Genomic DNA, 11,232 nt, shown 5'->3' on the forward strand with positions numbered 1-11,232 from the left:
GTGGAGCTAAGGGGAATCGAACCCCTGACCTTCTCGGTGACGGTGGGGTGGACTACTTCGGGCAACTGTGGACTGTCAAGTGTGTGCGGGAATGTCGTCCTGAACAGGGAAGATGTCAATTCTTGACAACGGAGGACGATTGGAGACGCTGGTCGATATCGCTCACGGCGAGTGAATTAGTTGGGACTTAGTTGGAAGAGAGGAGGCCCGTCGCCACGGTGTGTCGTACCGGCGACACGCGGATGATTTTCGGCACGAGCTAACTGTCGGCTGTCAGTGACTATCGGCCAATCTTCGACTCAGTTGGGGTCGCGCCGTTGAGGTGAATGCTGCGGTCGAGAGCTCCGGTTTGCGATCCGCGAGGACGTTCCGTCGGTCTCGCTCGGCGGTGCTGAGTTCCCGGATCGAACTCGATACTTGACAAGAACCTGATCTGTCGGCAACTGGTAGCACTCGACTGGCCGCCGCAACCACGAACCGATCCGATCCTCGTGGACCTGATCGCCAGCAACCGACGGCGCAGTGCGGACACATCGGGAAACGCACCATGAGGCATCGGCCGCTGCGCTGCCCAGAGAAAACCGATGGTGATGTGTCGGTGGGGCGCAGCACAATTCGGACATGACAAATTCGAGTACTGGATCTCGGCGGCTTACGATCCCGTCCGGTGTGCCCCAGACGAAGTTCGTCCGTTACGCCCGAGCAGTGTCGTCGGACTACACGCACCTTTTCCCGACCACACCTGCGACTCGCCCGCTCGTCGTCGGCATCGATTTGCGTACGCTCGGCGCGACGGCGACGGACTACCCGGAACTGCTGACGATCCTGCGTCGAGACGTGGTCACTCCGAAGCTGATTCTCCGACGCGACGACGATCCACAGCTCGCGAAACCATGGCTGCGCGCATGCGAGATCGACGAGATCCACACCCTGTCCTGGACCGACCAGCAAAGCGCGGCGCGGATGGCAGACGCGCTTGAGTTCACCGTCAGCACCACCTGCGGTGGACAGAAGACAGGATGGCGGAAATGCCACCTGTTCGACATCTATCCCGTGCTGGACGCAAACGCTGCTGCAACCGCTGATCTTAGCTCGACGGAGCGAATCGACGCGGCCGTGCTCGCCGCTGCGGGATACGGACTAGGTGCCGACGTCATCGTTTCACTCGCATCAACCGTCGGCCGCGCCGATGTCGCAGATAACGACATCGTCACCACAGTCACTCCCGATGACTTGCAGGCCGTATTCGGCCATTACCTGCGCATGACCGGAAACCGGAAAATCGCCGAAATTCGGTCCGGGAACGTCGTCAGCACGATGCAACCCCCGTCGATGACGGAGCTTTACAACATCGGGGTCGCGGCGCTGGTCCCGTTCCTCGACACGCTCCGTCTGACTGCACTTATGCTCGGCAAGATGGAAGCGGTCGCCGAAATAGAGTCGCTGTTCACACGACTGCGTCGAGCGGCCCGCGCGCTGGACGAAGTACTCGCCGCGCTTTCGCGAACCAACGGCCGCGACGCCATCCCGTCAGCCGATACGCTTGAGTTTGTCAGTGAAGCCTTCGACCGTGAACTGCTCTATCTGATCGCGGTTTTCGACACCTACGGTCGAATCTACCTCCGTTGGCTCGATCCATCATCAACCAGACAGCTACGCAAGTCACTGCATTCAGAGAAAACCCTCATCGACTATGTCGACCCCAACTATCCCGATCCGAGCACTGCAGGTCAGCTGCAGCGTATCCACGAACTACAGAGGTTCGCATTCACCTGCTCCGAGTTGCGCAACAGAATTCACGACACACTCCTGCCCACCGGCGCGTTCCAGAACCGTACCTACGGTGGCGCACAGGCAGTCGCGATCGACTTCACCTCGGCCGGTATTGAACTGACTCAGCAGCAGGTCGACCGGCTCGGCGTCTGGGAGGCAACAGCGGCCAATCAAGTCTTTATGCCGCCAACGGTTGTTGCTGATGTCGCTACCACGGCAGTCGAACTATTCACCGCGGCAGCCGAATACGTCGATGTCTTCTCAAGACTGATTCTCACTTCAATACCTGCCCAGGCACCCAATGCTGACGATCTGCTTGGCAAAGTCACCGACACCGGGACACCGATACCTTCCCCCCATCCTGTCGAGCAGCACTACCGTCGTATGTTCGGTTGGAGAGTCAACTAATCCCGAACTGCCAATCTCACCGGCGCAAATCTGGCAGAGACGTAGGTGTCCGGCGCGAGCCTGGACGACATATGGATCGACGACAAACGCGCTGGGTTGGCGATTCCACACCTCCTCCAGCGCTGACGCGTTGTGCGTGGTAGAGAGAATCGTCACCCAGCACCGATCGTTGGTCCCTCGGGCCAGTACTTCATGAGTTCGTCGGGCGTGTGTGGTGCCTGGTAGACAGCCGACAGGACCTGCTGCACCGGCGCGCCCGGGGTGTCTGCAAGGCGAGCGAACCAATCTATTCCGGCGGAGTAGGACCACATGTAGGACCGCAACAGGGTGTTCGCACCACGGTCAGTGAGCAGGTCGGCGATCTGCGCGTCGGTCCAGTAGGGCACATTGCGCCGAGCCCGCTCGGCGAGGTGGAGGATAGGCTCTCCCGCCGCTAGCGCGAGGTGTAGCTGGCCGCGGACGAGTTGGTGGTAGTGATCCAATCGCACTCGGGCGGTGAGGTTTTCGTCGTTGGGAGTGACGAATAGCGGCATCGCCTGGGCTAGGCCTTCGAACAAAACTTGATTTGGTGAGTGCACGGAGCACAGGCGGATCCAGGGAACGTCTTCTCGGGCGCAGCGTGCGGCGATGCTTGCGAATTGTAGTGCGTGGCCGAGGATTTCGTGGAGTGCGAATTGGCGGGCTACTACTTGTGTGAAGCGGGCGTTTCGGAGGTTGATTCGTAGTCGGGGTTTCTGGCCGGCGCCGTCGAGCCAGTAGCTCCAGTAGGCGTCGACGTCGACGGATTCGATGGTGAGGTCGTAGTCCGCGGTCGCTCCTGTTGCGGCGCGGACGCTTGGTTCGAGGTCGGCTGCGGCTTCGCGGATCGCGTCTGCGCTGACCGAGGCGTCGAGTGGTCCTTCGGCTTCCATCAAGTCGGTCAGCGTCTTGGGGCCCCAGTCGATGCCGAGTGCTGCGAGGCAGTGTTGTGCTCGCTCCAGGTGTTGCTGGAGGTATTCGTCCGACCATCCCTTGGGCACGCATCCTTGCGTGCGGCGAACGTATCGATCGAGGGAGTCGTGTTCACCGAGCAGTGCGGCGCAGTAGGCGATGTCTGCGTCGATTCTGGTCGCGAGGGCGGTGTCGCCGCCGGCTTCGGCTTCGGCCTTGAGTTCAGAGAGCCGTTGCAAGGCTTCGAGCCTGTTGTCGACTGCCGGGACGTCTGAGGTTATCGGCGAGCAGTCGTAGTCGATGACGGGGTGCGCGCCTCGTTCGATTTCGTATCGGTTCCAGGCTCGTAGAACGTGCTCGGCGGTGTCACGCAGTTGCCTGGTCACGATCGATCTCCCAACGTAGCGTCACCGATTCGTTCGGTCGCAGATAGTCTCTGGTCAGCGTGACCACGATGTCATCGCCGTCGTAGTCCCACAGTAGGTCCTCGGTCGCGCTGTTGATCAGGCCGTTCGGCTGTACTTGCTCGCCGGTGCAGGTGAGGAGTCGGTGTCGACCTGCTTGGCGCATCACGATGGTGAAGTGGCGGGTGTAGCGAAGGATGTCTTGCCGCCAGTAGAAGGCGTCGATGAATTGGCCGCCGGTGCACGTGTAGCTGATGACTCCCGTTTCACCTGGCTGGAATTGCGGGGGAGACCTGGCAGGAGAACTTGGCCATGGTCGGGCCCGCATTGTGTGTGCGGTCGATGGAGACTTGGCGGTGATCTCGGCGGAGGGGTTCGATGCATAGGCCGTTCGGCGCGGCGTGCTCAAACCAGAGTTGGCGGGCGACTCGGGTCAGTGGCTCGCCGGACATGTTGAACACGTCGTGGGTATAGACCAGTCGGGAGTTGCCGTCGCTGTCGATGTGGACTTCGATTCGCAGTTCCAGCTCCACGACGTTGCCGACCAAGCCGGCCAGCTGAACCGTCTCCGTCGGATTGAGCCGAAGAACCTGAGCGAGCGCTGCAAGCTTCTTGCCGATCCGCCTTGCATCCGGAGGAAGATCGGCTTCATCGAAATCGCCTACGGCATCGGGCAATTGCGGTGCGCCAGCGCTAACTGTCACCGGTGGACGCGCGGAGCCCCAACCCGTCACGCTGATGTCCCGCGCCTGCAAGGCCGCTGCGACGGAGTCGGCAAGCTGTCCTCGTCCGAAACTGTTGCGGAACAGCCGCTTCAAACGGCCGCCGACCATGTCGGTCGTTGAGAACAGATCTTCTGCAGTCCAGCCCGGGAACATGCTTTCCAGGACGCGGCAGTGATGGCCTCGCGGAACGCTGGTGAGGGTGCCGGCGAGCCATTTGTAGTACTGGCCCTTGGTTGGCGGGACGGCGGCATTTCTGTCCAATCCCAGTGCTGCGGCGTGCCGTTTGTACTCCGCTGAGAAGGCGGAGTGTTCATGCAAGTGCTGGTCTTGGAGAAGGACTTTGAGGGCGATGGTCATGGTCGAACCGCCTGACCTCCTGCACCGAGGGTGTGTGCGATACCCGAGGAATCGTACCGAGAACGCGACCAAAAGAGACTCGATGAGCCGAAACAGCTCACGCGGTGGGACGAAAGGCGACTGGAGCCCGGGCGACAGTGCCTGCATGGCCGAACAGCAGCAACCAATAGCAGTCGGCTTGGTCCGCGAGGACGTATCGGGACTGCGACTGCCGGAACATGTCGATAAGATTCGCCGCCACGCCGAGAAGATGAGCTACGCCTACATCTACACCGTGAGAGCGCCTGCGAACCTCGCCGATCCCGTCGCTTACGCGCTCGGAATCGCATCCGTGTCGAGCGCCGCTGCCCTGGTCGTCTACGACCTCGAGACTGTCGATCACACACCGAGTCGGGTGTGCGAGATTCTGGACCTCGAGACTGTCAGTCCGCCTGCGACCTGGGCGGTTTCCATGCCTCACATCGCTGGCCCAACGCATTCACACCCCGAACATCCGCTCACGGTCGAGTCAGCTCACATGATCATGCAGCAGCATCTGGCCTGTCGTGCCTTCGAATGCCCGCGGAAAGCCACCGCTTACAGCTGCCTCGTTCGCGCGGGCAAGATCGTCCCGCCGGTGGACAGTCCGCGTGAACGAGCTGCCGCACGGGGCTTGCCGTTCCGTCCACATCGCCAGGGCCGCGGTTCACTGCCTGAAGGCGTGAGTCTGATGACCCTGCTCGACGTCTTGGGCGGGCTCACCGATCTGGAAAGAGGGGCGGGCGCTTCGACCGTCACCGACCCGGTAACTGGTTGCACTGCCACGGGGAAGTTCTAGCAGGCTGTCATGACCTTTGCGGAACTGTTTGCAGCTCAAGATGATTCGCCTCTTCCGAACGAACCGGATGTGTTGCTTCGTGTCCGAATCAGCCTTTTGCGCGGGGAGGAATTGAGGTTCGTTGCCTGTGAGTCGGCGGCCCGCCGGTTCGCCGAGTACTGGGTCGCTTATCACCGGCCCGACACCGTCACGTTCGCACCACCGGATCGAACATGCCCGCGGCTCCCATGCGAGCGCCTGTGGGCACTCCCATAGCGCTGTTTCACCGGTGCCGAGACATTCACAAAATTCTGAAAACCTCAGGGAGGGAACATGTTCAATAAGACCGTCCTATACGAGCCCGAGGATATCGGTCGCGTGGTGCGGCTGGTGGTCGACGCTGTCAACGAATGCAACTTGCGCTGCCTGTACTGCCATCCCGGAGAGGTGTGGCGACAGCAGCAGTTGCCGCTGCCTGCCGTGTGGTCGGCGATGGAAGCCGCCGAGGCGGCCGGCGTGCTCGAAGTCGTGCTCACCGGTGGTGAGATCACCCTGCATCACAGCTTGCCGGGCATCCTCGCAGCCACACATCTGTTGCGCCGGACAGCGTCGACAGTGATCACCAATGCCACCCAGCTCTCCTCACCGATCATCGACGGCCTCGCGGCGTCGAACCTCACCCGCATCTGCACCAGCGTTGACGGAGCGACCAATGACGTCCACGGTTCCGCACGTGGCAAGAACCTTCCGAAAGTGTTGGAAGGCCTGCACGCGCTGAAACAGACAGGCAAGTCGATCACCGTCATAACTGTTGTTCACCAAGGCAATTGGCGTCAGGTAGTCGAGTTGAGTGCCTTCCTTGCCGTGAACGGGCTCGCGTCGCAGCATCATCTGTGCGCGCCGAGCTATTCAGGTCAGGCCCGGACACACTATCCACGGCTCGCCCTGCGAGAGGGCGAGTTTTATGCCGTGCAAGAGTCGGTGAATCGCCATCATCGAGAACTGGCGGCCGCGGGTCTGTATCTGACGTTCAATTCCATGTGGCCGGCGACCGGCGTACGGCCGTTGGCGACCAACCCCGGACGCACGATCACCTTGCAGCAGCTCTCCGAACAGGTCAAAGACACCCTCTGTAACATCCGCCCGAACGGTGAGTTCCGATTGCAGGCCGCCACCTGGGGCCGCGAAATGGTCGGCAACGCTGTCCTCGGCTCAGTGCACGCCCGGCCCACGGCCGAACTTCTCGCACATGCCGAAGCGCTGCTGGACGAGGGAGCCCCGCGCCAACTTCGACGAGAAGTGGAGGCACAGCACAAGTTTCAACTGGGTGCCACAGCGAGTCGAGACGCGACCGAACAGTTGATCGGCCGCATAGACGGACCCGCTCTCGAGGCCGATTTGATTCCTATCCGCAGCATCGACCAACACTGGCTGTTGGCCAATCCTGCCGATACCACCGAGATTGCCGCACAGATCAGTGCGAAACCAGGCGACTATCGCGTCGTGCGCCATCCCAGCGGCATCGTGTTGGCTTTCGACCGATCGCGATCGTTCGTCACGCTGCTGACTTCTGCCGAGTGGGCTGAGATCGTTGCCGCGACTCAGGTGATCTCATGACAAATACCGCGGTAGACAAGGCCTACCGGTTCCTCCGCAGCGATGACGAATTGGCTCGCCCGGTCACTGAAATATTCGACTATGCCCCCGCAGACACCGCGGCCGCGCTGGTCTGCCACCTCGCGGCCCCGCATACGCCAGCCAGGACGCTCGCCGACCACGTGGGCCTCGATATCGCTGCCGTTCGTGACATCTATCGGTTCGCGCGAACGCATTCTGGACTGCAGCAATTGGTCAGGTCGCTCTATTACCCGCATCGTTTGCGGTCCGCGTTCGCTGCGGCGACGGTGGCCGAATGGCTGCGGCGGCCCGAGGTTCCGCAGCGCATTCTGGCGCGTGAGCCGGTGCTGGCTGAGACGGTGGAGATCCATCCTACCCGCGGTACCTGCAACTATCGGTGCCGCATGTGCCTGTGGTCGGACCAGGCCGACCTCACCTACGCCACCAAGCAGCTTGATACTAGTGGCCTGATGACCGTCGAGGACTGGATCCGTGTACTCGACGAACTCGCCTCAGCCGGCGTGCGGCGACTCATTGTCTCCGGAGGCGGCGAGGCGTTGATCAACCCCGCTCTGCCCGACATTCTCGGCCGGGCAGCCGATCTCGGTTTCGAAATCCATGTCTACACCACAGGTTTCGCAGCCCGGCCAGGCTCCAGATTGTTCGCAGCGCTGTTGCGGTGCCACCGGATACGGTTCTCGGTCCATTCCTGCGACGCGGTCACCTACGACCACATCGCCGGGACACGTCCACGCCAACACGCCTTGGATCGAGTCGCTGCGAATCTCGGCGCTCTGCTCGATGAACGCCAAGGAGCCCCGGCGCTGGGCATCGGCATGGTGATCCAGCAGGCCAACCACGCACAGATCGAGGCGATGACCGACTTCGCCGAAACCCTCGGCGTCGACTGGCTCGACATCCGCAAAGACGAAGTCGATGTCACCGACGGTCTCGACCCCACCCAACTGCCGGTTGTTCGTGACCAGCTGAGGGCCGTGCGGACCCGGGCTGGTGGTGCGACCAGAATCGACATCGGCGACGAGCTGGTCGCGCTCGCCAACGGCCTGACGCCTGACCGATCACGCACCACGGAGTGTCTCGGTCGCTGGTTCCGCCCCACGATCGGAGCTTTCGGACACCTGACCCCCTGCGATCTGAAAGCCGAACCACGTTTCGCTGCAACAGGTTACGACCTCGGCAACGTCAAACGCACCCGCATCCTCGACGTTGTCGCCACCTCGAACGAGCGACGAATCAACGACGACTGCACCCAATGCATGCCCAGCTCACGCACCGGCAACGCGATCGTTCACAAACTTCTCGCCGACCTCCAAGCCGGGGTCGCCCTGGACGAACAGCCGTTCGTCTAGCGGCGCTTCATTCGCTCCAGCAGTGCGGTCCGCGCCACCGCCGCCGTCCCACGCACGACAAGCCCAGCCGCCACCATCGGTGCGAACACGATCCAGGGCGAGCCCTGGTGATAGTCGCAATAGAACCGCAGGGCGCTGCGGTGGTGGGAGCGAACCTTCCGGAACGGCGCGGACCGCATGCTGCCGCCCTCGCGGTGACGGATGTCAACCCTCGGATCGAGGACGACGCGCCACCCGCCGCGGTGCATGTCGAGGGCCATCTTGGTTTCCTCGAAGTAGAGGAAGTAGCGGTCGTCGAACCCACCGACTGCTTCGAACGCTTCGCGACGAAACAGCATGCAGCATCCCGAAATCCAGTCCACGTCACTGACTTCGGTGACAGGGGCACCGAAGTAGCGACGCGTCGCCGGGTTGTTCGGCCAGATACCGCCCAGCAGTGCGTGTGCGATACCGACGGCCAGCGACGGGAAACGGCGCCCGCTGGGGTACGGCTGGCCGTCCAGGCGCAGGATGCGGGGACCGATCACGCCGATCCGGTCGTCGGTCTTCGCTGTGTCGATGAGCGCCGCGATCGACCCGGGTGTCAGCTTCGTGTCGGGGTTGGCGACCAGGATCCACTGCCCGTCGGTCGCGGCCGCGCCCTGATTGATCGCGGCTGCCAGCCCGACGTTGCGAGTGTTACGGATAACACGGCCGCCGAATTCTTCGACGATCTCGGCGCTGCGGTCGGTGGAGACATTGTCGATGCCCACCACGTCGACGGTGTATGGCTCCACTGCCGCGGGCAGGGTCTCGAGGAATCCGGGAAGGTCTTCTGCACTCTGGTAGGTGACCAGGGCCAAGCCGACAGTCTTGTCATCCGAGCTGGGCATGCCGGCGAACATATCACTTGAGCCTTGACACGCCGGAGCGTGAGATCGCGGTGCTGGCTCGGATGCAGAGCCCGTGGGGGACTTATTCCGCTAGGAAGCGCGAGCTACAGGCCGAGGTCGGTGGCGGGTGGTCGAGCCGATTCAGTGAAAAGCGAGGGCTCATGGCGGTGATCCTCACCGTTCGGGTCGGTTTCATAGTTGAGGTTGGCGGTGTCGTATGGCAGCGCGGAGGCGACCGCGGCGTCGATGGCGGAACCGGCCGAGGAGACGACGCTGTTGTCGTCAGGTTCGCTGACCGAGGTCTGCGCATCCTCTATCGGGGCGCGATCAGAAATGTCGAGGCGGTGCCAGAGGGCGGCGGCGGGCATGTCGTCGGGGAGTGGGCGTTGGTTGGCTGCGGTGGTGAGGAGGGTTTCGATGTCGTGGCCGGCGTCGGCGGCGGTGTCGAGGTGCTGGGCGAGGACCGGCCACCAGGGGTCGGTGGTCAGACGCGTGTCGACGCGTTTGGCGAGCGCGGCCCAGGTGTGGGTGGCGGTGTGCAGGTCGCCGAGGGTGTCGGTGGTGCGGGTGTCGAGATGCTGTTGGTGGTGGCGTTCTGCTGCCGGGTAGCGGCGGGGTCCGGTGGGTCGCAGGTCGGTGTCGGGAATGTGGTGGGCGGCTCGCCATATCGCGAGTTGTGCTGTGAGGTCACGATTTTCGAGCAGCGTCCGCGCCCATGGGGGTGCTGTCGCTGGTGTCCATGTTTCGGCGTCCGTGTTGATTTGGGCGACGAGTGTGGTGATGATGCGGGCGCGTGCGTATAGCTGTTGAGTGACATCGTCGTCGGTGAGTTCGGTGGGGATTGCGCGAGTCCAGGGAAGTGGCCTGGCGCTGGTGGAGTGTGTGCCGGTGGTGTCGAGGCGCCAGTCGAGGACGGCGGCCGGGTCGTGTGCGGTGTCGAGTTCTCGTTCGCTGGCGGCTTGTCGGAGCGCGCGGACGGGATCGTGGCCGGTGATGGCGAGGGTGGCGAGATGTTGGCGCAGGACTGGGTAGGCGGGTGCGTCGGTGAGGCCGGGTAGCAGGTGTTCGGCGGCGTGATCGAGCTGGTCGAGAGCGTCGGGGCCGAGGGTGTTTTCGACGGCTAGGCCGATGGCGTCGCGGTAGGTGTCGATGGCGTGGCCGAGCCGTTTGTAGGGATTGAGGGTGTCGCGGAGGTCGGCGTGGGCGCTGGTGTGGGTGGCGTCACGGGCCAGGATGCGTTGCAGGACTTCGGTGCTGGTGCGGGGCAGGATGGCGAGTTCGGTCCAAGGGGAGTGCTCGTTGGCGTCGGTGGTGGTGGGGATGTAGGCGTGGTTGGTGTGGATGCCGCGGGTCATGGCGACGTAGAACTGGTTGCGTGATTCGTTGCCGGTGAGTGCGGTGTGGCAGGTGTCGACGGTGATGCCTTGGGCGGAGTCGATGGTCATCGCGTAGCCGAGGCGCACGTGTTCGGCGACGTAGTCGGCGGGCAGCACGGTGGTGGCGCCGGGTTGTCGGCCGGTGCTCAAGTGCGTGGCCGTGAGGCTGCCGTCGGGGTGCACGACGGTAACTGTCCAGCGGTAACCGTTACGAACCCAATCGCTCCCACCGAGGCGCAGGCGCGGGTTGTTGCGTTGGGTACAGATGACATCTCCGATCGAAGCGCACTGTCCATCGGCTACAACGACTTCCGGGCCCGCGGGTGTGGGGGTGCGGGTGAGTCGGTCGGTGCGGGCGCGTGTGTTGAGTTCGGTGACGAGGTCGTGGGTGGGGGCGAGCATAAGGGTGTCGCGCCCGGCGTGGTGGTCGGCGAACCATGCCATGTAGGTCTTGTCGGTGATGGCGGCCGGGGTGCCGGAGTGGATGCGCTGGTGGTCGAGGTAGTAGCCGAGACCGGCGGGGTCGCCGTCGCGTAGGGCGAGGCTGGCGGCGGCTTCGTGGGGGTCGGCGAAGCGGACGACGTCGGTCATGGTGACGGTGTTG

General features: G+C 63.1%; 8 protein-coding genes and 1 pseudogene. 4 read left to right on the plus strand and 5 right to left on the minus strand.

Annotated features, from left to right (window positions below):
* Positions 1–669 precede the first annotated feature (669 nt).
* The gene (locus A5780_RS37365) at positions 670–2,181 is read left to right on the plus strand and encodes a hypothetical protein (RefSeq protein WP_156769769.1); all 1,512 of its coding nucleotides are present in this window, start codon (positions 670–672) and stop codon (positions 2,179–2,181) included.
* 152 nt (positions 2,182–2,333) lie between these two features.
* Here A5780_RS37365 and A5780_RS37370 read toward each other — a convergent pair whose 3' ends face one another.
* The 3 genes from A5780_RS37370 to A5780_RS37380 form a co-directional block, all read right to left on the minus strand.
* Complete coding sequence (locus A5780_RS37370) at positions 2,334–3,497, minus strand: hypothetical protein (protein WP_064911380.1); 1,164 nt, start codon at positions 3,495–3,497, stop codon at positions 2,334–2,336.
* Positions 3,478–3,684, minus strand: a complete 207-nt coding sequence (locus A5780_RS37375) for a hypothetical protein (RefSeq protein ID WP_156769770.1) — start codon at positions 3,682–3,684, stop codon at positions 3,478–3,480. Before A5780_RS37375 ends, A5780_RS37370 begins: the two co-directional genes overlap by 20 nt.
* Before the next feature lie 97 nt (positions 3,685–3,781).
* Entirely contained in the window at positions 3,782–4,597 is an 816-nt protein-coding gene (locus tag A5780_RS37380; protein WP_064911382.1) for a hypothetical protein, read from the minus strand.
* Positions 4,598–4,742: 145 nt separating this feature from the next.
* On the opposite strand from A5780_RS37380, the gene A5780_RS37385 reads away from it, so the two are divergent.
* From A5780_RS37385 to A5780_RS37395, 3 genes are all read left to right on the plus strand, one after another.
* Entirely contained in the window at positions 4,743–5,414 is a 672-nt protein-coding gene (locus A5780_RS37385; RefSeq protein ID WP_156769771.1) for a hypothetical protein, read from the plus strand.
* 312 nt (positions 5,415–5,726) lie between these two features.
* Positions 5,727–7,010: a radical SAM protein gene (locus tag A5780_RS37390; RefSeq protein WP_064911384.1), complete on the plus strand. Its 1,284-nt coding sequence runs from the start codon at positions 5,727–5,729 to the stop codon at positions 7,008–7,010.
* Positions 7,007–8,380 carry a radical SAM protein gene (locus A5780_RS37395; RefSeq protein WP_064911385.1) on the plus strand — a complete coding sequence of 458 codons (1,374 nt, stop codon included), beginning with the start codon at positions 7,007–7,009 and terminating at the stop codon, positions 8,378–8,380. The genes A5780_RS37390 and A5780_RS37395 overlap by 4 nt, the downstream gene beginning before the upstream one ends.
* Here the strand turns inward: A5780_RS37395 and A5780_RS37400 are convergent.
* Positions 8,377–9,252 (minus strand): glycosyltransferase family 2 protein, encoded by an 876-nt coding sequence (locus tag A5780_RS37400; protein WP_064911387.1) that lies wholly within the window; start codon positions 9,250–9,252, stop codon positions 8,377–8,379. The genes A5780_RS37395 and A5780_RS37400 overlap by 4 nt on opposite strands.
* A gap of 104 nt (positions 9,253–9,356) precedes the next feature.
* Positions 9,357–11,232: pseudogene (locus tag A5780_RS37405) on the minus strand (hypothetical protein); the annotation flags it as partial.

Origin of the sequence: Nocardia sp. 852002-20019_SCH5090214 (genome assembly GCF_001665865.1) — a bacterium.
GTDB lineage: Bacteria > Actinomycetota > Actinomycetes > Mycobacteriales > Mycobacteriaceae > Nocardia > Nocardia nova.

Bases quoted from the DNA above. Each gene is read 5' to 3' on its own strand.
- A5780_RS37385 (WP_156769771.1), top strand. From the start codon at position 4,743: ATGGCCGAACAGCAGCAACCAATAGCAGTCGGCTTGGTCCGCGAGGAC.
- A5780_RS37395 (WP_064911385.1), top strand. From the start codon at position 7,007: ATGACAAATACCGCGGTAGACAAGGCCTACCGGTTCCTCCGCAGCGAT.
- A5780_RS37390 (WP_064911384.1), top strand. From the start codon at position 5,727: ATGTTCAATAAGACCGTCCTATACGAGCCCGAGGATATCGGTCGCGTG.
- A5780_RS37380 (WP_064911382.1), bottom strand. From the start codon at position 4,597: ATGACCATCGCCCTCAAAGTCCTTCTCCAAGACCAGCACTTGCATGAA.
- A5780_RS37400 (WP_064911387.1), bottom strand. From the start codon at position 9,252: ATGCCCAGCTCGGATGACAAGACTGTCGGCTTGGCCCTGGTCACCTAC.